The 20601-nt window shown below is 60.4% G+C and carries 29 protein-coding genes; 28 read left to right on the top strand and 1 reads right to left on the bottom strand.

The genetic code is table 11. The features are described from left to right. The first annotated feature begins 17 nt into the window (after positions 1-17). From F8N36_RS12275 to F8N36_RS12140, 28 genes are all read left to right on the top strand, one after another. Entirely contained in the window at positions 18-2705 is a 2688-nt protein-coding gene (locus F8N36_RS12275) for a DNA cytosine methyltransferase (protein ID WP_291333110.1), read from the top strand. Between the two features lie 154 nt (positions 2706-2859). Continuing rightward, complete coding sequence (locus F8N36_RS12270) at positions 2860-4872, top strand: hypothetical protein (protein ID WP_291333109.1); 2013 nt, start codon at positions 2860-2862, stop codon at positions 4870-4872. A 229-nt stretch (positions 4873-5101) separates the two neighbouring features. Continuing rightward, positions 5102-5821, top strand: a complete 720-nt coding sequence (locus F8N36_RS12265) for a hypothetical protein (protein WP_291333108.1) — start codon at positions 5102-5104, stop codon at positions 5819-5821. A gap of 27 nt (positions 5822-5848) precedes the next feature. Then, positions 5849-6619 carry a hypothetical protein gene (locus F8N36_RS12260; RefSeq protein ID WP_291333107.1) on the top strand — a complete coding sequence of 257 codons (771 nt, stop codon included), beginning with the start codon at positions 5849-5851 and terminating at the stop codon, positions 6617-6619. A 76-nt stretch (positions 6620-6695) separates the two neighbouring features. Continuing rightward, on the top strand, positions 6696-6902 hold the full coding sequence (locus tag F8N36_RS12255) for a DNA cytosine methyltransferase (RefSeq protein WP_291333106.1): 207 nt from the start codon (positions 6696-6698) through the stop codon (positions 6900-6902). Between the two features lie 59 nt (positions 6903-6961). After that, positions 6962-7456: a hypothetical protein gene (locus F8N36_RS12250; protein ID WP_291333105.1), complete on the top strand. Its 495-nt coding sequence runs from the start codon at positions 6962-6964 to the stop codon at positions 7454-7456. A gap of 72 nt (positions 7457-7528) precedes the next feature. Then, positions 7529-7861: a hypothetical protein gene (locus F8N36_RS12245; RefSeq protein WP_291333104.1), complete on the top strand. Its 333-nt coding sequence runs from the start codon at positions 7529-7531 to the stop codon at positions 7859-7861. An 80-nt stretch (positions 7862-7941) separates the two neighbouring features. Then, positions 7942-8643, top strand: coding sequence for a hypothetical protein (locus tag F8N36_RS12240; protein ID WP_291333103.1), 702 nt, complete (start codon positions 7942-7944; stop codon positions 8641-8643). A gap of 148 nt (positions 8644-8791) precedes the next feature. After that, positions 8792-9967 (top strand): hypothetical protein, encoded by a 1176-nt coding sequence (locus F8N36_RS12235; protein WP_291333102.1) that lies wholly within the window; start codon positions 8792-8794, stop codon positions 9965-9967. 173 nt (positions 9968-10140) lie between these two features. Continuing rightward, positions 10141-10611, top strand: a complete 471-nt coding sequence (locus tag F8N36_RS12230) for a hypothetical protein (protein ID WP_291333101.1) — start codon at positions 10141-10143, stop codon at positions 10609-10611. A gap of 34 nt (positions 10612-10645) precedes the next feature. Beyond that, positions 10646-11269, top strand: coding sequence for a hypothetical protein (locus F8N36_RS12225; protein ID WP_291333100.1), 624 nt, complete (start codon positions 10646-10648; stop codon positions 11267-11269). A gap of 9 nt (positions 11270-11278) precedes the next feature. Further along, positions 11279-11875, top strand: a complete 597-nt coding sequence (locus F8N36_RS12220; protein WP_291333099.1) for a hypothetical protein — start codon at positions 11279-11281, stop codon at positions 11873-11875. Then, positions 11872-12141, top strand: coding sequence for a hypothetical protein (locus F8N36_RS12215; protein ID WP_291333098.1), 270 nt, complete (start codon positions 11872-11874; stop codon positions 12139-12141). Before F8N36_RS12220 ends, F8N36_RS12215 begins: the two co-directional genes overlap by 4 nt. A 250-nt stretch (positions 12142-12391) precedes the next feature. Continuing rightward, positions 12392-13015 (top strand): hypothetical protein, encoded by a 624-nt coding sequence (locus tag F8N36_RS12210; RefSeq protein WP_291333097.1) that lies wholly within the window; start codon positions 12392-12394, stop codon positions 13013-13015. A 96-nt stretch (positions 13016-13111) separates the two neighbouring features. Then, positions 13112-13381, top strand: coding sequence for a hypothetical protein (locus tag F8N36_RS12205; RefSeq protein WP_291333096.1), 270 nt, complete (start codon positions 13112-13114; stop codon positions 13379-13381). 123 nt (positions 13382-13504) lie between these two features. Then, positions 13505-15112 carry a hypothetical protein gene (locus F8N36_RS12200; RefSeq protein WP_291333095.1) on the top strand — a complete coding sequence of 536 codons (1608 nt, stop codon included), beginning with the start codon at positions 13505-13507 and terminating at the stop codon, positions 15110-15112. A 172-nt stretch (positions 15113-15284) separates the two neighbouring features. Beyond that, positions 15285-15458, top strand: coding sequence for a hypothetical protein (locus F8N36_RS12195; protein ID WP_291333094.1), 174 nt, complete (start codon positions 15285-15287; stop codon positions 15456-15458). A 24-nt stretch (positions 15459-15482) separates the two neighbouring features. Then, positions 15483-16268 carry a hypothetical protein gene (locus F8N36_RS12190; protein WP_291333093.1) on the top strand — a complete coding sequence of 262 codons (786 nt, stop codon included), beginning with the start codon at positions 15483-15485 and terminating at the stop codon, positions 16266-16268. 166 nt (positions 16269-16434) lie between these two features. Continuing rightward, the gene (locus F8N36_RS12185) at positions 16435-16944 is read left to right on the top strand and encodes a hypothetical protein (protein ID WP_291333092.1); all 510 of its coding nucleotides are present in this window, start codon (positions 16435-16437) and stop codon (positions 16942-16944) included. A gap of 56 nt (positions 16945-17000) precedes the next feature. Continuing rightward, positions 17001-17495: a DUF262 domain-containing protein gene (locus F8N36_RS12180; RefSeq protein ID WP_291333091.1), complete on the top strand. Its 495-nt coding sequence runs from the start codon at positions 17001-17003 to the stop codon at positions 17493-17495. A gap of 178 nt (positions 17496-17673) precedes the next feature. Continuing rightward, positions 17674-17919: a hypothetical protein gene (locus tag F8N36_RS12175; RefSeq protein WP_291333090.1), complete on the top strand. Its 246-nt coding sequence runs from the start codon at positions 17674-17676 to the stop codon at positions 17917-17919. Positions 17920-17938: 19 nt separating this feature from the next. Then, on the top strand, positions 17939-18115 hold the full coding sequence (locus F8N36_RS12170; RefSeq protein WP_291333089.1) for a hypothetical protein: 177 nt from the start codon (positions 17939-17941) through the stop codon (positions 18113-18115). A 10-nt stretch (positions 18116-18125) separates the two neighbouring features. Next, entirely contained in the window at positions 18126-18551 is a 426-nt protein-coding gene (locus F8N36_RS12165; protein ID WP_291333088.1) for a hypothetical protein, read from the top strand. Next, on the top strand, positions 18548-18769 hold the full coding sequence (locus F8N36_RS12160) for a hypothetical protein (protein ID WP_291333087.1): 222 nt from the start codon (positions 18548-18550) through the stop codon (positions 18767-18769). The genes F8N36_RS12165 and F8N36_RS12160 overlap by 4 nt, the downstream gene beginning before the upstream one ends. A 58-nt stretch (positions 18770-18827) precedes the next feature. Beyond that, complete coding sequence (locus F8N36_RS12155; protein ID WP_291333086.1) at positions 18828-18971, top strand: hypothetical protein; 144 nt, start codon at positions 18828-18830, stop codon at positions 18969-18971. An 11-nt stretch (positions 18972-18982) separates the two neighbouring features. Next, positions 18983-19225, top strand: coding sequence for a hypothetical protein (locus tag F8N36_RS12150; RefSeq protein WP_291333085.1), 243 nt, complete (start codon positions 18983-18985; stop codon positions 19223-19225). Between the two features lie 10 nt (positions 19226-19235). Continuing rightward, on the top strand, positions 19236-19586 hold the full coding sequence (locus F8N36_RS12145) for a hypothetical protein (RefSeq protein ID WP_291333084.1): 351 nt from the start codon (positions 19236-19238) through the stop codon (positions 19584-19586). Positions 19587-19598: 12 nt separating this feature from the next. After that, the gene (locus F8N36_RS12140; RefSeq protein WP_291333083.1) at positions 19599-20231 is read left to right on the top strand and encodes a hypothetical protein; all 633 of its coding nucleotides are present in this window, start codon (positions 19599-19601) and stop codon (positions 20229-20231) included. A gap of 68 nt (positions 20232-20299) precedes the next feature. Here F8N36_RS12140 and F8N36_RS12135 read toward each other — a convergent pair. Beyond that, on the bottom strand, positions 20300-20601 hold a 302-nt coding region (locus tag F8N36_RS12135), incomplete at its 5' end, for an integrase core domain-containing protein (RefSeq protein WP_291333082.1).

Here is a 20601-nt window from a genome sequence, read left to right as displayed (position 1 = left end):
ATTTAGGAGCCGACCCCATGCCCCTCGACACCTCCAACGCACCGATCCTCAGCCTGAAAGCCATGCTGCACCGGGAAAGTGCGCTGGGTACTACCGTCCTGCCCCCGCCGACAGCGGAAGAACCGACTGCGGCGGCCGACCAGCCATTGCTCGGCCGGAAACCAGGGCAGCGGAAGACGAAGAAGGTGGCCGACCTGTTTTGCGGGGCCGGCGGAAGTTCAAAGGGGGCGAAGCGCGCGATTGAGGCGCTGGGATTCATCATGGAGTTGGTCTGCGTGAACCACTGGCCGCTCGCCGTGGAAACCCACAAGATCAATCATCCGACCGCCCGTCATTATTGCCAGGATGTGTCCTCTCTGCGGCCTCTCGCCGCAGTGCCGGAGGGGTGGCTCGACCTGCTGATGGCCAGCCCCACGTGCACCTTTCACAGTCGGGCCCGCGGCGGCCGTCCGACGTCGGACCAACAGCGGATGGACCCCTGGCATGTCGTGACATGGCTCACCGAACTGCGGGTGAAGCGCCTGATGATCGAGAACGTGCCCGAATTCGTCGAATGGGGGCCGGTCGACATGAGGACCGGCAGGCCGATCAAGAATCGCAAGGGGGAATATTTCCGTCAGTGGGTGAAGACCCTCGAAGCCTTGGGCTACAAGTGCGAGTGGCGGATCCTTACCTGCGCCGATTACGGTGACGCGACCACACGTACGCGATTCTTTCTGTTAGCTCGCAACGACGGCAAACCGCTCCCCTGGCCGGTGGCGACCTATTCGAAAACCGGCGAACCGGACCTGTTCGGCCATGGTGCCAAGAAATGGCGTTCGGCGCGGGAAATCATCGACTGGTCGATACCCGGCAAGAGCCTGTGGGGTCGCAAGAAGGGGTTGGCGGCGAAGACGCTGGACCGCACCATCGCCGGATGCCGCAAATTCGGCTGGCCGGTCGCTTATCTCCATGCCTTGCTGCCGTTGCTGAAGCGCCAACTGGAGACCGAACTTGCCGAAGCGTCGGGCATCTTGACCGCCGAAATGCCGGTGGACGCAGCGAAGCAGGAAAAGGCGGAAAAGAAGCGCAAGGAGGCCCGGAACACCATCACCTATGCTTCCGCCCGCTTGGAGAAGCTGGCCCGCGAGATGTCGGAATTGGATCAGCCGCGCTCGGCAGCGCCGGGCGAGCCGATTATCGTGGTGCTGCGCGGCACCGAGGCCAGTCACATCCGGAGCGGGGCTTGCGGCATCGATGAGCCGTTGCCGACGGTTACGGCCAACGGATACCATTTGGCGGTTGCCTCCCCTGGCGCCGAGCCGTTCGTCTTCGGCAATCGCGAAAACAACGTCGGGAAGCCGATCGACGGCCCGCTGCCCGGCATGACCACCACCACCGGCGGCGGAATCGTCCTCGTTGACGGCGCGGCCGAGCCGCTCGTTCTTGGACAGCAGAGTTGTGCCGCCGCTCGAAGCGTGGATGAGCCAGTGCCGACCATCGCGACAGGTGGTTATCTCCGTTTGATCCAGGGCGACACGCGACCCATTTTGGTGACCGTTACGGGGGCCGATAAGCCGAAGGCACCGCGGGACATCGAAGATCCGCTGGGCACGATCACCACCCACAACGGCGTGGGTCTCGTGCAGCCAGTATTGCTGCAACTGAAAGGCCAGTCCGGCCCGGCCAGCATCGACGCGCCGGTCCCGACCATTACGACGATGCGCCACATGGCGGTGGCCGAGCCTGTGCTCGTCCAGATGAAGGGTCGATCCGACGCCGCCGACATCGACGCTCCGGCCCCGACCATCACCACCGTCCAGCAGTTGGCCGTGGCCGAGCCCCTGATCGCACCCTACTACGGCAATGGCAGTGGGCAGACTTGTTCTGGGGTCGATGATCCCCTCCCGACCGCAACAGCGAAAGCACGGTTTGCCCTGCTGGAACCCGGCGTGGAGAGCTTCGTTGTTAGCCCTCGTCATCGCCGCGAAGGGGCCGGGCCGGCGCCGCGGTCGACCAACGATCCGTTGCCGACCATCACCGCCGGCGGGAGCCAAATGGGGGTGGTCGAACCGACGGCCGAGCCCTACCTCGTGGTGGTGAGCCATGGGGTAGGCAACGAGAAGGACCAGGCCACGCGTCGCTCGATGAGCGTCGACAACCCACTCCCCACGGTTACTGCCGGCGGTCGCCAAATGGCAGTGGTCGAGCCGGCGGCCGAAGCTTTCATTCTTCGCAGCGACATGCATCAGAGCAATGCCGGGTGTGTCTACAGCACCGAAGAACCGCTCCGGACCATCACGACGAGCAACGGTCTCGGCGTCGTCGAATCGTCCACATCGCCCTTCGTTGTTCCGCAGTTCGGGGAAAGGGAAGGTCAGATTCCGCGCACCCATGATGTCGATGACCCGCTGCCGACCGTCACCAGCCACGGGGCCGGGGCCCTGGTGGCACCGGAATATCATCAGATCTCGCCCGAGGATTACGCCCATCTGCAGCGCTTCAGCGACGAAGGCCGCCTGGTGATGATCGACGGCAAGCTTCATGTCCTCGATGTCCGATTCCGGATGCTACTCAATCCCGAGCTCGCCCGGGCCACCGGCTTCGACGACGACGAATCGCGGTACGAGTTCGTCGGAAACCAAAGCGAGATCACGAAGCAGATCGGCAACGCCGTGCCGGTTAACACGGCCGCCGCCCTGGTGTCGGCGATTATGTCCGTGTGACGATATGAGAGCACGCCGTCAGAAAGTGCTTCACGAAAGCGCTTCGCCTCTGCGAATTCGGCTGTATTCTGTACGACGCAGCCGACGCGCGGCGGCGAACATCGTGGCAGCACAACGAAGGAACATACACACTGGACATGGTCTATGTCTGGTAATGGTCAATCACGACGAAATCGCAATCGCCGCCCACAAGGCGCTGAACCCGCATACGCGCCACCTTTGTGCGGACATTTACGAGGTCTGCCCGCTCGAAGCGACCGGCAACCGATACGTAAACATTTTATGGGGTAGCCCGGACTGTCGCGATCACTCGGTGGCAAAAGGCGGAGCCCCTCGTTCGCCTCGCGTGCGGTCGATGCCGTGGCAAATGTGCCGGTGGGTCGGCGTGCTCAAGAAGCGCGGAAAGGGCGTCGGCACCATCTTCCTGGAGAACGTGCGCGAGATTCGCGGCTGGGGTCCATTGATCGCGAAGCGAGACAAGGTTACCGGGCGCGTTCTGAAACTCGACGGCTCCGTGGCGGCGCCGGGCGAGCGCGTGCCCGTCCAGCAGCAGCAGCTCGTGCGGGACCCCAAGAAGGTCGGCCGCATCTATCGCGCCTGGGTGAAGCACATGCGTGGTCTCGGCGTCACCTACGAAGACCGCGACCTTCTCTGCGCCAATTATGGCGTTCCAACCATTCGCAAACGCCTGTTCGGTGTCGGCCATACCAATATGGCCCTGCCGCAATGGCCGATTCAGACGCACGCCCATCGTCACAGCGCGGAAGTGAAGAGCGGTAAATATCTCCGCCATGTTCCGGCCAGCAGCTTCATTGACTTCAGCCTGCCCATGACTTCGATTTTCGATCGGCCGAAGGATCTGGCGCGCGCCACGCAGAAACGCGTCGCCGTCGGCATGGGGCGCTATGTGATCGATGCGGCGGAGCCGTTTCTGGTCCACCTCACGCATCAAGGTGGCGACCGGGCGCGCAGCGGCGAGGAACCGATTTCGACCCTCACCACCGCGAAGCGCGGAGAAATGGCAGTGGTCGCCCCGCAGGTCGCCAATATCCGCGCGGCCAACCACCAAGCGGACAAATGCCAACTGGCGGCGGGACATCTGATCGGTGTTGCTCACGGCGACGACAGCCGCAGCGGTAGCAGGGCCTACGACATCCAGGAATCGCTTCGGACGAACACCGCCAGTAATGATCAGGCCCTGATCGCCGTCCATCTGGAGAAGTTCAACGAGAATTCGCGCGGGCAGTCGGTGAATGAGCCTCTCGATACCCTCATGGCTGGTGCACCGCGATTCGGCGTTATTGGCAGCTACCTGGTGCCGACCGGATACGGCGAGCGGCAGGGCCAGGTGCCCCGGTGTCAGGACATTCAAGACAGCATCGGCACCCAGGTGGCCGGCGCGGCGAAGCATGTGGTGGTGGCGGCTCACATGACCGAGTTCCGCAGCCGAAGCGTCGGCCAGGATCTCACCGATGGTGGCCCGACGCTGACCGTCCATGACCATCATGGTGTCGTCGGGGCCTATATGGTTGAGCAGCGAGGCGAATCCATTGGGCAGGACATTCAGGAATCGCTCGGTGCCCAGACGCAGGTTCCCCACCACACCGTGGCCGGAGCTTACTTGGTGCATCAACGTGGCACCAGCACGGCTACCTCGCTGGAAGACGCCAGCAGGGCGTTGACGACGGGTGGCAACCATGGCGGTGACCATGTTGGCGTCGCCGCCGCAAAGTTCCATCTGCATGTCGCAGATCAGCAGCCGGCGCGCTTTGGCCTGGCGCCGCATGAAGTCTATGGATTGACCGAAAGCCAGTACCGGCGCGCCCGCCGAGTTGCTGAGTTTCTGCGCAACTTCGGCGTTTGGGACGGTGGCGACGTCGTCATCGTCGGACAGTATGTGATCGTCGATATCGTGATGCGGATGCTGACCCACTGGGAAGCCGCTGCCGCGCACGAACTGAAGTTGCCGGACCTGATTCGGGTTCGCAAGCGTGACCGAAAGGGCAATTTCGTTTTCGACGAAAAAGGCGAGCACGTCTGGATCGAACGCCCGCTGACCAAGACGGAAGCGACCAGGCTGATCGGGAACAGTGTTCCGAAGCGGATGGCGAAGCTACTGGCCCTGGCCAACTGCCGGGCGCCGCTGGCGATGGCGGCCGCCGAGTAAGGCCAGTGTTCGGGTCGATCCGGCGCAATCCCGGATCGACCAGTTCCTCAAGGGCGCCCCCTCGACTTGAGAACATGATCGGAAGCTCGTTGCCTGACTTCGCGCAAAGGTTTGAAAATGGACGCGGGTCGCAGGTGGATAAGACAGACGGTTACTCTGCCTAAAATTGTCGAACCGCAACTCGGCGATAGCATTGCCTCATTAAGTCCGCTGATGGAGTTTTCTGTTCATGTCCCACCGCATCGTCGATGACAATGTTGCCGTGCGCTTTTCGAAAGATGAACTGCGCGCGCAGTTTGATTACTACGCGTTCTATCACGATTACGTCATTCTCTTTGAGTTGGGTGGCGACAATAATCTTTTCGGGCGGCATCCGCAGACTGGGCGCGAGGTTCGCTGTCGCTCCTGGAGCACTCTCGCCGTTGGCGCGGATTGGGAGGTCATGCGGGAAGCTGTCCGATTTGCCGTTTGTTGCGAAGGCGGCGGCATGCGCTTCAATGGAAGCAGCAGCACAATGCCCGAGACCTACATTCGGCGGTGCCGAGACGTCGTCGCCAATGCGGTTCCGTTCGAGCATGCCGGCCTGCTTGGTTTGTCCCTGACAGCAAAGATCCAGTGCGGCCCGGCCGGTGAACGCATGAAACATTCCCAAGACGACTTAGCCGAGCTGATCGCCTTGCAGCCGCCGACGGCAGTAAACGGGAAGCTGGAGTGGATCTTTCATCCTCTGCTCAGCATGCGTGACGCCGCGCTGTTCTTTGCCTTTCGGCATTTCGATGACGAACGCAGCATCTGGAATGTCGCCAAGGCAGATGGTCCGCAGTTCGAAATGCAGTCGCTTCGGGATCGGGCGAGGGTGATGGCGAAGCACACGGCGCAGGGGCCTGCGGTGGAGAGGAAACGGCCCTCTCGACCGATGCAGCAAGGTTTTCTGCATGGTCTTGTCTAGGCTGGAAGCCGACCCTCGGAGGATTGCATGACCACCGCCCTCGAGATGCTCGCTCGTTACGAAAGCTCCCCGGAGCACGTGCTGACTGATCTACTGCCAATGTTGCACCAGTTCCGCCAACACCATGACGCGTGCCTGCGGGACAGCCTCGCGCTGCATCCCGATGTTCGGCGGCAGCTTAAAGACGCCTTGGCCGCGCATGGTGTTCCGGGCCAGGCTGTGAGCGATCCGTCAGCGGCCGAAGCGGCGGCCAAGGTGACGGCCGCATGTGCCGCGCTGATCGCGCGTTGGAACTGCAGCGTCACCGAAATCGAAGGCACTATGACAGCGGTTCCGGGCGATGGATTTGCAAAGGCGCTCGCGGTGCTCGACGATCCCGTCGTCGTCGCCTGGAACAACGGCCAACCGCTCCAGCAGGCATATTCCAATTCCTACTGGGAGGTCTACAGGCAGGCCCAGGCGGAGCATGACGCGGAGAGCAAAATCCGGGTGCGGGCGTCGATCGTGGTCGGTTCAAGAGTGGCCCTGACCTTACTGGGCGGCGAGCCCGTCGACCAAACCGAAGTGACTGGAGGATCCGCCGAGGAGGGCTTCGTCTGCGCCGACGGCACGCGCCTCAAGTTCAACGACGGCGGTGGTGGCAGGTGGCTGATCGACCGTAAGCGCGAACCTAAATCGGGAGCACTTTTCTCAACCGCATGCGAAGCGCGGCCGGCGCGGGGAGAAGACTTGCAGATGATTGCGGTCATGCGCGGGACCCTTGCCCGTCGCCACTGGCCATACCATCCCGCCTCGTGAGGCCCGGGCCTATAAAGGCCACACCGGATCGCGGCTGGACAGCTGCTCGAAGGCTTTGCGCGCCGGAGACCACGGCGTGTCGGGCGGCGAGAACATGATCGACTTTGGTAACGGCACCTACCGCCATTACACCAAGCGCGAAGCTGCCCGTCTCCAGGACATGGATGACGCCTACGAATTTCCCTGCAGCTGGGGTGATAGCCTCAAGCAGCTCGGAAATGCCGTGCCCGGCGCGCTGTCCTACGCGTTTGGTGGCAGCGTCGCCCAGGCTCTGGCCGCGTGACGTGGTTCTGGTGGCCTTGAATTCGGCGCCTAAGATCGTTTTGAAAAGAGGAGAGCACCATGCCTGATTGCGCACATGCCTGTATTCAAATCGGCGGCGTTTTGGCGGAACGTCTGGTCGAAAGCTTGGCCGACGAATTCTTTGTGGCCCGTCTTGGGATGGAATGGGGTAACCCGTTCGCTTCGGCGCCGGAAGCGGAAGTCGCAGTGCGCGGGGCAGCGGCGCTGAATGCCCCGCTGACGCTGATGGCGTTCGATGCGCCCGGTGGCAAGTTCGAGGAGTTGGAGCACTTCTGTGTGGCCAACGGCCTGGCGTTCAAGCGCGGTGATGACGGCCACCCTTCCTGGCAAGAAACCGTGGTTCTCTTTCAGCCGGGAATGGCGCGGCCGCGTGAGTGGGCCGGGTCCAAGGATGACTACATCCCGCAGCTCTCGGTGGACGAGATCAGTGAACACCTGGCCGCCGGCACACTGCATGATGAACTCCTGATGATGGCGGCGGCGGCTCATTTTGAGGTGCCGATCGTCATCGAGGCGGAAGCTGAAGCCGCTTGATTGGTGACCTGTGAACAGTGGATGGGCTGGCGAATGGTTCGGCCCATCCTGAGGTTTGGGAGAATTTTCTGCATGATCAGCTTGGTTGGAACTGGATCCGGGCCAAACAGCGCCATCGTGGCGCTTTTTGAAATGGACGAGACGCCGGAGCAAGCCGTTTCGGCTCGCACCGTTCGGGCGCGAGAGGCGGCGGTTGGGATTGTCCCTGACGCGATCGTGATCGATCTTGGAATGCGCGGCGAAAAGGTGGAAGACGCCTCCCAGACGCGCCGGCTTTATGTCGAGGCCAGACCGGACGGGTGGAGGATCTATGTGCACAGCGACGGGACGGGGGATTGCGGCGTCTTGTCAGTAACGGATCAGGGGCTCCAGGTCTTCACCCCTCCTGCCGAAGGATCGGCTTAAAGTTCGGGGCGGTCAGGGCGAGATTTTGCGGGATCCGCAATGCATGGGAAAATGAAGGCGTTGGATCAAAGGAAAAGCCCATGACCGTATTTACCCCCACCATCACGGCGCTGCCTCCGCTGGAACCTGGGCGATATTACCGCCAATTCCTCGAAACTGGGCGCTGGGCCGTGTCTCTGCCCGATGGTGAGGTGATCGGGGAAGTCTGGCGTGGGTTGCGGATGGACAGCGTTGTGTGCTGGATGGTCCAACCATCTTGGATCCGCGCGTCTTTACCCCATTCTCGCGTGAAGTGCGGGTATGCCAGAACGTCGAGGAAAGGGTCGGCGGAAGAACTCGCGCGATGGGCATCGCTGCGCAGCCTTCGGCTCGAAGTCGCCGGCGAGGTACTCTGGTGCACCGATTTGCGGGATTTTGGCGATTACGAGACAAGGTCCTACCTGGCTGTTGCCGATAGTCAGCCGATCATCGACCTTCACTTCACGTTGAACCGCGTGCCACGTTGGTCTCCAGGCGCTACGGAAGGTGGTGGTGTTGGTTGGCATGGATATTCTTCCCGTGGACCACGCATGATCTGTGCGAATGACTTCCCGTCGCTAGAAACGGCGGCAGAAACGCTATTGACGGCCGCGCGACGGCCTTCGACTGAACAGGACCGGCGCGACGATCAGCTGCGCCGTCACACCGCCGAACGACACCACGGCTCACAGGGCGCAGCAAACGCTTCGGCTGGTCGATTTGCCGCTTTTATGGGTGGCGTGGTGCAGAGAACGCAGTCATGACAGGATTGATCGGTTTTGGAGAGAAAAGCGTACCTCAGACGCCATTTGGCCTTCTCCCCGACGTTGGGTCGAGAATCTAAACCATCCAGGGGTCCGGGGAAGGATTTGCAGTGTCGACGACCGCGGTAATCTAAGGTAAGGGGCCACAATGGCAAATATCGTCAGCAGCCATATCCACCCGATGCGATACATGCGCAACCGTCCTTTTGCTCGGAAGGCCATGCAGCTTTATCGCAGGATGGTCGGACGCGGCATACCTACTATGGAGGCGTTGCAGGCAATTACAGGGCTAATGATGCCCGCCTACAACGACGGCATCATGTCCTTGCCGTTTGAGAAGCGGCCGGAACGACCGACTGCCATGATCACCCAGGAAATGTCCCTGGCCATGCATGTCGGTGCCTTTGTGGAGCACGGTCGGAACATCTTCTTCCTGGAGCCGCACATCGTCGAGCTGCTCGATCGCACCGACCTCACCGGCGTGCGATGCTGCGACATCCGCCTGCCTTTCGACAGCTTTCATATCTCGTTCGGCGACGCGTTTGACGGCTGTCTGCCTGGGCCGCCGAACAAGATCGACGGAGCTTACATCACCACCCATCCGCAGCATGGCGGCAGCTTCCAAGTTGTGGTGACCAGCCGCCGCCTCGATGTGCGCAATCCCGACAAGCCCAATCGTTGGCCTCTTTCCCGTGACCTCTACTTCTATGCCCCGCTGGATATCTCCGATCCCGAGGCCACGATCGAGGATGCCGTCCGTAAAGCTGTGGTGAGCGGCGAAATCAAGATCCAACAGACCGCCCTGGCACCGGATGACGACGCTGTGGTCGAGACCCAGTCCGGGCCGGTTCTGGTGCGGGATGTACGGCACCTGACCGATGCTGACGAGACCGCCTGGACCCGTGAAGCGCTGCCGACGTTCCGCCGGGCGCTGGCTCTGGTTGTCAACGCGCTATGCTATCTGAACGCCACCGAGGAGGACGGCGAGGAGAGGGAATTGCCCGACGATGCCCCGCCGGACCTGAAGGCTCAGTGGAAGTCTCCGAAGGTCAATCTGCGTGATCGCGCCAAGGCGGGATTGCTTGAGCGCGGGTTTATCCCGGTCGTCGTACGGAAGTCCGCGCCCGGCCAACACGGCAATGAGCCAGGCGCCGGAGGCGAGGGCCGTCCTGTCGAAGCGCATTGGCGCCGCGGACATTGGCGCCGACAGCCCTATGGCCAAGGCCGGGCGCTGATCAAGCTCAAGTGGATCCGTCCGACACTGGTTGCGTCCGACGGGTCGGATATCCCGGACACGCCGGGGCATCTCTATCGGCTGACCTGAACGCAGCATGGGTGGTCCCCGGGAACCAGTGGTCATCCCCCCTCCAAGGGACCGATAAGATCGGACAGGTGAACTCCGGTTGGCGGGGGACACCCGTTATTACCTCTGCTGGTGAAAAGATGGCAGTTAAGCAGGCTGGTTGCCAAATGACGAAAATGACTGAGGAGTACTCGATGTTCATCGCCTACCGCTCGCCAGAAGCTTTCCCTGGTCTTGCGTATCCGATCGCGGAATTCGTCGATGGCGATCATTTCAGCGCCGCCAACGGGTATGACGATGCGTCTCGTGATGCAATTATGGCCCTGGAACTCGGCGACACCTGGAGCGACCCGAAACGCTCTGTCGGCCATGCGGTCACAAAGATACCGAGTCAGTTTCCGCCGGTTGGTGCCCGGGTGAAGCTGCGTGCCGATGCCGACTGGTGGCCGGATTTTCAAGTCCCCGCTGGTGCCGGAGGCACTGTGGTGCAAGCTGATGAGGCCATCATCTCGGTCAAGCTGGATGAGCACGTCGACGGGGCCGAAGGCTGGGAAAACTGTATCCAGTGGTATCCAACCAACCATCCAGGCAGCCTGGCTCTCTTCTGGCAACTCGTACTGGTCGAGGAAAATTCGTCTGTTACTCTTGATGACGTGGTGAATTAGAAGTGTGGCTGCTTGGCGGTCAATGGAGTGGCATATGGCGAAGCACATTGGCCTGGTGATTTTTCCGGACGGTGACCGCCGTTATTTCATCTACAACGGGTTCTGCGACCAAGCGTGGCCCGAGCTTTTCGGGACGCGCCCGCAAGCGGAGGCCGCGTGGGACGCTTACGACCGTGATCATTATGATCCCTTTGCTGTCGATACCGGCGTAGCGGCGGACGAAGAGCCGGTGGCCCTTTACGCGTGGGATGACGAGGTCGATAAGGGCTCGGCGCCGGATTTCTACACAAAGGCCTCTCGCTTGGCAGGCGTTATTACCGGGCCGCGTACTCTCGAGGAGGTTGTCGATGAGGTGGCAGCCGAACAAGCCTTTCGCGAATCTGCGGTGGGAAGAGGCTCTGGGGGTGGTCTCCCGCGTCCGGCGGTCGTACCCCCGCCCACGGAGCCGGAAAGAAGCCATTATGAGCCACATGACCACCAGTTGGCAGGGGCCTCTCTGACCGAGATCGCCCAGCAGATCCAAGACTTGAACGCCCGGGGCGCAGAGCGTTTCCGTTTCGCCCGAAGTGTTGAGCCTGGTCCGGTCTGCTACGAGGCGATGAAGGAAGCGCGTGAATGCTTCGAGCAGGCTGATCACTTGAAACAGAAGACGTCTTAATCGGAGCCAATGGGGAATTGGGAATTGATGGTAACGGACCGTGACGCGTCGAATATCGAATCGGAACCGGGTTCGAGTGAACTCGTTGTCGCCGACAAGAAGAAAGGCGCGTTGGCTCACCTCGACCAGGATATGGTCGGCAAGATTTTGGGTCTTGCCGAGCGAGCTTACGCAAATGCCGGCATGGTCCTGCCCGTGGAGACGGGTTTGCGCGAACAGGTGGCGACGGTCCATCAGGCGGCGAAGATCGATATGGCCGCGCGCACAGATCAGGAAGAGATCAAGGACTTTCTCCGGCTGATCGCCGAGCGGCGGGGGCTGCCGGCGCCATCGGCTAAGGCGCTTGAACTCGACGCGGCGGTCATGTCGGCTTGGCCCGCCGATCTGTACAGGAAAGCGGAATTCCTTGTTTGGGAGCGATTTTCGGAGCAACGCGTGCCGAATCCGCCGGATTTTAGACTTTTCATTGCCGAGGATTTGGCCGAGCGCCAAAAACAAATTGCGGCGCTTCACACCTTGGAAAAGCGTCTTGAGACCCTCGATCGCAACGGCGGACAGCAATTTCCCGCCGATACCTTCAACGGCGGGACGGGAGAATGTCTATGACAGCCATCAACAGGCCTGATTGGATGGTCAAATTGGATCAGGTCGAGACAGCCCTGATTGGCGCAGCCAAGGCAGCAAGCTTGTCGGCAGAACAAATATTCTTGCTTGGAATGCGGTGGTCCAGCTATCGGCGCGCTCTCTGCGCCGAAGAGGTGGAAGACGCCGCCAGATATCGCGCAATGCTCTGCAAACGATTGGAAGACGCCGGCATTGATCCGGCGCCATGGCATGAGACATTCCGGTCTTGCGCAGTGCCCGGCAACTGACCTGGAGTCGAGCACTCGTTTGCCGCGGGCTCCGGATTACGATACCAGCCCTGGAGAGCTGAGCATCGACAACGTGCATCCATAGCTGCTCGCCAACGCTACCGGTTGGCGGGAGACACCCGTTTTCTCGGCCAGGGTGCCTCAAGCGATCCTATATACACCGACGTTGGTCGGATTCGACTCCGACGGCCTGAAATTGTCTTACAGCCTGTCCTCCATAGATTGAAACCTCAGTTCGATGGAGGACCTGATGGCTCGCACCCGACGCAGACCCCGTTACAATCCGCGCATAGACGCGGCGACAGCTGTTGCCAGCCGGTTGGTTTCGCTAAGGGAGGCGATGACCTCCGGTCAAATCCGGTTCGACCAGGTGCCTGGTGCATGCAGCGCAAAGCGATGCCTGGAAATTGCTGCGACGGGCGGTCATCGTTGCCAGCTGGTAATCGGCACCGACGCACCCGCTTATTCACCAGCGACCCATAGCGCTGTGGTGGTCGAAGCATTGGTTGCCGCTTTTTCGAACGCCTTCCCCGATGTCCCTGCGCCGGCCATCGTCGCTCACGCCGATCTGAACCAGATGAGTTGGGTGGTCGCCGTCCCTGACTGTGATGTCGCCTTGCCACCCCCTGCCGAGCCGGCGAGCGAAATTGTGGCCCGGGTCCACGACGCGCAGGCACGCCGGCCACCGATGCGCCAGATTCATCCTGATGCTCAGGCATTGTTTGAGGAGGCCAAACGACGCATTCCTCTGACGGCAGATACTGCTGCTGCCATTCCACCGGTGGCAAATTCGATTGCCGCTCTCGCAAATTCTCCAGTCATTCGCCGTATCGATATCGCGGAAGCTCTCTGCTATTTCCGTCACACTAGGTGAAGGCGATCGGCATGGTGCACCGGCCATACCGGTCGGCTCAAATTGTGAGCCCGATTTCCTTCGATAGGGTCCTCTTGTCGAAATATGGAGGACCTTATGGGAAAGACACTGTCCCAGGCCGAGGTGGAACAACTCTACGCTGACAACGCCGCCCACGAGGCTCGGCTGGCGGCACTGACGAATATCGACGTCGCCGACGTCATAGCTCTTCATCGGCACGTTCGCTTCTTCGTCGCCAGCGAGCTTTGGGCACGTCTTACCCAAGCCGGGCGTACCGCTCTGTTGAATGACGGGCACCCCCACGTTCGCAGCGCGGCGGAAATCTCTCATCGTGGGGATGTCCCCGTGTCAGTCGCTGTTCTTTGACGCAGCAACGTCGCCTGTTCCCTTTTCCCAAGGAACGGGCGGCGAATAGGCGCGGCCAAAATTGTGTTGCCGTTGTCCGTTGCTAGGTTGTCGCATCGGTATTTACCAAGTGGCGGTGCAGCAATGGCCCACATCCTGTTGATAGAGCCTGATTACAAAAACAAGTATCCGCCGCTCGGATTGATGAAGATCGCGCAATATCATGGCCCCCATGGCAAAGGTGATTATGTGCGCTTCATCAAAGGTGAGAATAAGTCGGTGATGGGGCAGGCCTGGGATCGAATTTACGTCTCAAGCTTGTTCTCCTTCGAATTTGCGCGCACTGCGCGCACGATCGACTTCGCCCTCAAAGTCGCACGGGGCCACGCGAACAGGATCTTCGTCGGTGGAATTGCAGCGTCCCTTATGCACGAGCGTTTCTCCTCCGATATGCGCTGGCCGGGCGTTAGGTTCATCGCCGGTCTGTTGGATAAGCCGCCGGCGGTTTCGCTGGAACTCGATGAGTTCGAAGAGGAACTGTACGCCGACGATACCAAAGGGACGCCGATCGAGATGCTGGTGCCTGATTACAGCATCCTGGACCAGGTGGATTACCGCTACCCGGTCACTGACGCCTATTTTCTTTATGCTTCGCGCGGCTGTATCCGCAGCTGCAACTTCTGCGGCGTGCCGAAGATTGAGGGTGGCTTGCGCGAGGGGGCATCGATCACGTCGACGGTCCGGGAGATAGCGCGTCTGTATGGTGAAAAACCCGCGCTCATCATGATGGACAACAACATCACTGCATCGCCGAGGCTAAAGGAGATTGTCGACGAGATCGTCGGTCTCGGCTTTCACCGGGGAGCCACTCTAACCCGCCGCGGCGTCACAGTGCAGAGGACCGTCGACTTCAACCAGGGCGTGGATGCCAGGGAATTGGCCAAGAATCCGCAGTTGATGAAGCAATTGGCGCGCCTGTGCGTCAGCCCATTGCGGATTGCCTTCGACAATTCCGCGTTCCGCGAGCCTTATGAGACTGCAGTGCGCCAGGCGGCTGACAACGGCATCACAGACCTGTCCAACTATCTGCTGTTCAATTTCAACGACGATCCGGCCGACCTGTTCGGTCGCATGCTGCTCAACATCGAGCTAAACGAAGAACTGGGAACCCGGATCTTTTCGTTCCCGATGCGCTACCAGCCTGTTGACTTGCCCGATCGCAGCCATGTCGGTCCGAACTGGACACGCTACCAGTTGAGGTCCCTGCAGATCATGCTCCAGGCGACGCATGGGATTGTTTCCGGTTCACCTGATTTTTTCCGAGGTGTCTTCGGCAATTCAGCCAGTGAGTTCGAAGACTTTCTCACCATGCCACACTCTATGCTGTTCAACAGGGCCTGGTACCAGCAATACGGCGGGAGATCAGAGCAGGAAGCGTATCGCGCGGCAATGACGAAACTGTCTCCTACGGATCGGCGCGACCTGCTTGCGCTGCTGTCCTCGACGTTGGGCCGGATGCCGGTCGACAGCGTCCAGCGCCATTTTGCGGCGCAGACAAATCCAGCTTTGGCGGCAGTGCTGCCGTTCTACCAGCCGCTGGATAGGCAGTCGGAGGCCGCAATCTGGGCCGAGATGCAGCAGATTCGGAGCAACCGGCCGGAGATCTCTGTGAACGAGTCGGTGGGAGATGCGTTCCTCGATATGGATGACGAATCTTCGCCAGATGGTGCGGTGGCCAAGTTGGTTGCGTGAGAAGCGTCGCAGCCATTTGAGGCAGAGGTGTTGTGGCGCTCAAGATGTTCACCACATTTCGCGACTGTCGAAAGTCCATCTTGGACCAAATCGTGAGGCTTTGACGCCCTGATAGCCTGTTTTTGTTAACGGGTTACAGGCAGTACTTATGGCCGCACAACTCCCATTATTTATGGGTATCAATACCAAACCGCCTCTGGTCGTCAGTTACGGTATGGGTGTTGACTCAACGGCCTTGTTGGTCGAAATGCACAATCGGGGCATTCGTCCGGATCTAATCTTGTTTGCCGACGTCGGTAGTGAGAAGCACTCCACCTACGCGTATCTCGACATCATCAACGCCTGACTGAGCAAGGTGGGCTTCCCGGCCGTGACAGTGGTCAAGAATCCCCGTCCCCGCAGCGGAGATCAATCGATCGGTGACGCCCTGTTACGGTGTCGAGTGCTGCCGGCGCTGGCCTTCAACAAACACCAGTGCTCCATTGTCTGGAAAATCGATCCGCAGGACGCTTTCATTCGCCGGCATTTTGGGTGGAGCAACAAGTCCACGTGTTGGGCGTCTGTTCCACATGTCGTAAAGGCGATCGGGTATGACGCCGATCCGCGCGATCGTTGTCGTGCCGGGAAAAGTCACGGCAAGGACAGCCCTGGCTGCGTCAACTGGTATCCGCTGATCGAATGGGAAATAAACCGCGAGGCGTGTTCGGATATCATCGCCGCGGCAGGTCTGCCTGTGCCGCCTAAGAGCAGCTGCGTCTTCTGTCCTTCGATGCAGAAAGCGGAGATCGACGAGCTGGCACGCACAGAACCCGACAACTTTGGCTTGGCGATCGCCGTCGAAGATGGCGCGGTGGAACGCGGGCTGGAATCAGTCAAGGGGTTGGGGCGCGGCTTCAGCTGGCGCTCCTATGCCAGTGAGTCGGCACCAATGGATGTGCGTATGGTTTTGGCCTATCACGACCATCGGGTTGGCCTGTCCCCTGCGCTGCAGCACGTCGATGACGAGACCTTGCTCCGGGCGATCCAACAGCATCCAGATCTGTCTTTTGTCGATTTTCTGCGCCAGGAGAGGCGACGGCGCCCAAGCGGCCGCTGCGGACCTTGCGACGGCCGCATAGCGGACCCTGATCGCGCAAGGCCAACGGTCTCAATTTGAGACGCTTTTGAGCGATATAGCCGGTGGTTTTCGGCCATCCGCCAGTTGATTTTTGGCTTGGCGGAATTTGTAAGGTCTGTCAGCCTTATCGCTACGCCGTAGCGTTTCTAATTGCGCCGCTACGGCGTAGCGATATACTGAGTCCATCTCAGTTGTGGAGACAACCTTGACCAACACTGACATCCGCGCCATCGCTCCCGAAACAGTCGATATTGCTGTGATGCGTGCGGTGGCTAATTTGGCGCCGCATGCCCGTCTGGATGACATCCGTGACCGGGCAAGCGCAGTTCTGGGCGCGCAGTTGCCGCGCGGTTTTAGCGCAGCGTGTCCGCTGTCGGCCAGGAATAAGGGGTCCATTGGAATGTATCGTTCTGAACTGATCGAGCAGTTGAGTGGCGGAAAGGTGAGGCTGCGCCATACCGCGCGCTTTACCTGCGAAGGTTATTTCGAGGTCGGCGGCGATCCGGGTTGTTATACGATGACCTTCAAAGGCAGGAATCTCGACGGGTCCACCTTCACCGTGCAAGACGCTGGCGGCCAGTTCGACGATCTCGAGTCGGCGGAGGATTTCGCGCGAGAGTTGACGGCGGAACATGCTGCCTTTTTGGCCTGGTTTCAGACGCTGACCGTAGCAGATCGCGCTTATCTAGATCAGCGCTCCACTCGGTCAATTTGAGATGCAGAGAGGGGCCGTATTGAGCGTTTCGCTTGGCTACCTGTGATGGAGTGAAAATGGTGCGGTCTTGGCGAGGATCATGGTTCCGGGCGCAGGATCGGGCCTACAGCGTCGAAATGGTGCTCGCCGGCGGACGGCGTCTGCATCGAGCGGTGCTGCCGGGCGAACGAGCGTTGGGTTCGTTTATCCTGCCGCCATTTCAGCGCCCACCAGTCTGGTCTTTGGAACAAAAGGTCAGGTTGATTGAGAGCATCCTCGATGAGTTGCCGGTACCGCCGTACGTAGTCAACAAGGATCTTGAAGAAGGTTATGTTTACGACCGTTGGCTGTTGGATGGCCAGCAGCGCATCACGGCGATCGTGGGCTTCGTCGATGGCAAATTCGCGGTCCGCGGGCTGGCGTTTTCCGAGGTCAGTGCGGCAGACCAAGCCTGGTTTCTCAATCGCCCGTTTTACTGCCTGGAAACGGAGCTTCGAGACGAGACGCTGCTGCGGGAAGTATATGATCGGCTAGCCTTCGGTGGAACGCCTCACCAGCCGTTGACCGCATGAACTTAAAGGGGAACTTTGTCCGTGCAGAAGAGATGCGAAGACTGCCGCCGTTGGAACGCCGACTACTGTCCGGCGACGTGTCACCCCGAAACCGGCGCGTTCTGCAACTGGGTGCCCAATCATGGGGAACAGCCCGCGCCGCTGCCTCCCAACAAAGACTGACAAACGGGAGGTCCTGTTGAGGACAATTCAGACGCGAGCCGATCTCGCCGCCGTCATCACCCAGATGGTCAACCAGGCGGTATCGCTCCAAGACATCGGGCGTCGCATCATGCTGGAGTTTGATGCTGCCGACTTGGTCGTGGTGCCGATCGAGGAAACCGAAGACATGCTCGACGCCGCCATCCAGGCTGAGGCGAGCGGCGATGACACTTGGGCGGCCAAATTGCAGGCCAGCCCATTCGTCCTGACCGCTGACAAATGATCACGACGGAGCCTTGCCCGTGAACGAGGATGATCTGGCTGACCCGGATGTGAGCGTGTTCGTGATCGTCAAGCCGAACGGTGAGGAAGAGGAATTTCCGCAGGGCAATTCGAGCCGCTTTCTGACCCGCTTTTGGGATTTGTCCCGTGCCCTGCTCGACGGCGAGGAAATGACCGTCAAGCGTTTCGACCTGTAGGGAGGCCTCATTGCCCACGTCCAATACCTTCAATCCTCTCGACGGTCTAACCGCCGACCAGGTCATTGCCCTGATCAACCAACTGATCGTCGACCAAGCCCCCCTGTCGCATGAAGATCTCTGTGAACGTGAGGATCGTCTTGACGCGATTATTCCGGCTCTGGTCGAACTGCGCGACGAGCATCATCAGCCTTTGACCTTCTTGACGATCGCTGAGGCCGAATCGCTTGACTGGTTTTTCGAGGCTGCGGAAGACGATCGCCTTTCCCCCGAGACGCGCCAGAATCGCATAGCGCTGCGCGACCGTTACGTTGTACAGGGCGTGAGAAAGTTGCTTGGCTACTTGCCCGGCATCAGCTTTTCGGGAGAGAGCGATGAGGGGGCGAGAAGATTAACCGCGCCACAGGGCGCGGCCACTAACGGGAGGTATCCGTGACTTTGATCGATGATTTGGGCGCCCATAACTTCGACGATGCTGCGGATCTGATCGGCCAGCTGGCCGACGTCGCCGCCGGCCGGGTGAGGCACATCTATCGCGGAGCATGCCCCGACGACCTCGAGGGCGACAAGTTGCGCGATGCTGACTGCCCGGCCTGCCGTGCACTGATCGCAGCCGACCAGGCTATGGGCGTCACCGACGCCAAAATCCTTTGAGGGGCACGAAGATGACAACGCCAATTTCGACGGGAGCGCGACAACCGCTGAGATTCGGGTGGCGCGCAACCTCAAGGACGCGGGTTTTCTTCGTGAGGCCGAAGGGCACGGCAGTGACGGCGCGGCGCAGGACAACCTCTATGTCGTCTTCACGGGATTGGGCCTCGAAGCCTTATTCCACGTCGCTACGGCGGGTCGGTAAAGGAGAAAATGATGAAGGCCAGAGACATCGAGGTCGGCGTCACTTTTGTCGGGGAGATCGACTGGGAACGCGGGCTCGGCAGCCATCGCACCCCGTTCGATATCGACGACAACCGCGTGCTGTTCCGGGTGGAAGTCGGCGAAAACCCGCCCGCCTGTTATGTCTCGCACGCTTCGATGAGTCTGGCAGACTTCGCTGCCTGGGCGCGTGACCGGGCTCCCGCGAAGGAACCCTCCGCTGCACCGTCAATCTGAGGAGGCCCTTTTGAGCGCAAAAAACGATATTGCGACCCCCGCCCAGGTCCCTGCGATTCCTGGCAGCGAACCCTCGCCGTTCTCGCCGGATCTGGTCAAAGAGATCGCCATGGACATCGGCAAGGCTGTGGCGGCCCACATCGAGACAATGTATCCCGCCGCGGTCGCGGCCGCCGGAAAGAACATGCTGCTGTCGGTGCGCAACTGCACCCACAACGAGATCATGGCGGCACTCGAAACCACCGACGAAGACGCGATCCGCCGCCGTTTGGCGGAGCGAAAGTTGCACCGCCGCCGTAGCAAGGCAGCATGGAAGAAGATTCGCGATCAGGACGTTTCGTCCGATCCGGTCGAGGACTGACAAGGGGCGACCATGGATGTGAAACCTATCATCGCTTGGCCAAAGACCGGCCCGGCCCCTCAGAAGGGCAAAGCTCTCGTGCTCGAACCGAAACGCGGATGGGTGGTGGCCGAAGTGGACGGCTGGGGCTGGAAAACTGTGCCTGGCGGTTGGCAGGTCCGGCCGACCCATTACTGTGATCTAAGGCCTAAAGCGGGTCGCCTCGTCCAAAGGAAGATCGAAGCGGTACAGACCATGGCGAAGACGAAAGCACAGAGAGTGCGCGAGGCAGAAGCAGGTCACCTCGCCCGGAATGAGAAACAGATCCGAGTGTGGGTGCCAAACCGCGCTGGCGACATTAGGCAGGTTCGAGATTTGGCGGCCAGCCTGTGCGCCGCCCGCGACCAGCGGGAGCAGTGCGCTCCGTCGCTCGAGCGGGACTGCGTCGCCTTCACGAGCGGTGGCGGCATTCTCCAGGGTGGCACGAAGGTTGGACAAATTGACCGTCGGGCATTGCAGAAAGGTATTCGTTGGAAAGTCCGGTTGAACGAGGCCTCCGGCAAACCCGGCATCGTTGGAGATTTCACCACTCTGGGAGATGCAAAATCTGCGGCGCTCAGTGCTCTTTCAGCGAGCCAACAGGCGGTAGCCTCGTCCGCTGAATAACGCAATCGCTTCGGAACGTGTCAATGATTTTGCGACAGGCGCCGGCGTGAGTTTAAGCTCATCGGCGTTCACGCGGCGGCCTTCTTTTCCGGCGGATTGATCCAGGCGGCATCCGGCAATTCCGGTGGCTGAGGCGGCTTTCTGACGAAGCGCTGTGGATTTTTTGCATACACGTCGGCCAATGTTTTCAGGCGGGTTTCGCGGATGGTCGGGGCTTGTCCGGAATGAACCTGCCAAGGCGTCATCAGGCCGATGCCGGTGTGATGATGGTCGTGGTTGTACCATTGGAAGAACTGGACGCAGAACGCCCTGGCGTCCTGGATCGAGCCGAACCTTTTCGGGAAGGTCGGGCAGTATTTCATCGTCTTGA

It is taken from the genome of Desulfovibrio sp. (genome assembly GCF_009712225.1).
In the GTDB taxonomy this organism is placed as follows: Bacteria; Desulfobacterota; Desulfovibrionia; order Desulfovibrionales; family Desulfovibrionaceae; genus Desulfovibrio.
Note: the sequence above shows the minus strand (reverse complement) of the source record. Positions and strands in the feature narration are given on the sequence as shown.

Excerpts from the sequence above, each read along its gene's own strand:
- F8N36_RS12275 (WP_291333110.1), top strand. The coding sequence starts at position 18 with ATGCCCCTCGACACCTCCAACGCACCGATCCTCAGCCTGAAAGCCATG.
- F8N36_RS12270 (WP_291333109.1), top strand. The coding sequence starts at position 2,860 with ATGGTCAATCACGACGAAATCGCAATCGCCGCCCACAAGGCGCTGAAC.
- F8N36_RS12265 (WP_291333108.1), top strand. The coding sequence starts at position 5,102 with ATGTCCCACCGCATCGTCGATGACAATGTTGCCGTGCGCTTTTCGAAA.
- F8N36_RS12260 (WP_291333107.1), top strand. The coding sequence starts at position 5,849 with ATGACCACCGCCCTCGAGATGCTCGCTCGTTACGAAAGCTCCCCGGAG.
- F8N36_RS12250 (WP_291333105.1), top strand. The coding sequence starts at position 6,962 with ATGCCTGATTGCGCACATGCCTGTATTCAAATCGGCGGCGTTTTGGCG.
- F8N36_RS12245 (WP_291333104.1), top strand. The coding sequence starts at position 7,529 with ATGATCAGCTTGGTTGGAACTGGATCCGGGCCAAACAGCGCCATCGTG.
- F8N36_RS12240 (WP_291333103.1), top strand. The coding sequence starts at position 7,942 with ATGACCGTATTTACCCCCACCATCACGGCGCTGCCTCCGCTGGAACCT.
- F8N36_RS12235 (WP_291333102.1), top strand. The coding sequence starts at position 8,792 with ATGGCAAATATCGTCAGCAGCCATATCCACCCGATGCGATACATGCGC.
- F8N36_RS12230 (WP_291333101.1), top strand. The coding sequence starts at position 10,141 with ATGTTCATCGCCTACCGCTCGCCAGAAGCTTTCCCTGGTCTTGCGTAT.
- F8N36_RS12225 (WP_291333100.1), top strand. The coding sequence starts at position 10,646 with ATGGCGAAGCACATTGGCCTGGTGATTTTTCCGGACGGTGACCGCCGT.
- F8N36_RS12220 (WP_291333099.1), top strand. The coding sequence starts at position 11,279 with ATGGGGAATTGGGAATTGATGGTAACGGACCGTGACGCGTCGAATATC.
- F8N36_RS12215 (WP_291333098.1), top strand. The coding sequence starts at position 11,872 with ATGACAGCCATCAACAGGCCTGATTGGATGGTCAAATTGGATCAGGTC.
- F8N36_RS12210 (WP_291333097.1), top strand. The coding sequence starts at position 12,392 with ATGGCTCGCACCCGACGCAGACCCCGTTACAATCCGCGCATAGACGCG.
- F8N36_RS12205 (WP_291333096.1), top strand. The coding sequence starts at position 13,112 with ATGGGAAAGACACTGTCCCAGGCCGAGGTGGAACAACTCTACGCTGAC.
- F8N36_RS12200 (WP_291333095.1), top strand. The coding sequence starts at position 13,505 with ATGGCCCACATCCTGTTGATAGAGCCTGATTACAAAAACAAGTATCCG.
- F8N36_RS12195 (WP_291333094.1), top strand. The coding sequence starts at position 15,285 with ATGGGTATCAATACCAAACCGCCTCTGGTCGTCAGTTACGGTATGGGT.
- F8N36_RS12180 (WP_291333091.1), top strand. The coding sequence starts at position 17,001 with ATGGTGCGGTCTTGGCGAGGATCATGGTTCCGGGCGCAGGATCGGGCC.
- F8N36_RS12150 (WP_291333085.1), top strand. The coding sequence starts at position 18,983 with ATGAAGGCCAGAGACATCGAGGTCGGCGTCACTTTTGTCGGGGAGATC.
- F8N36_RS12140 (WP_291333083.1), top strand. The coding sequence starts at position 19,599 with ATGGATGTGAAACCTATCATCGCTTGGCCAAAGACCGGCCCGGCCCCT.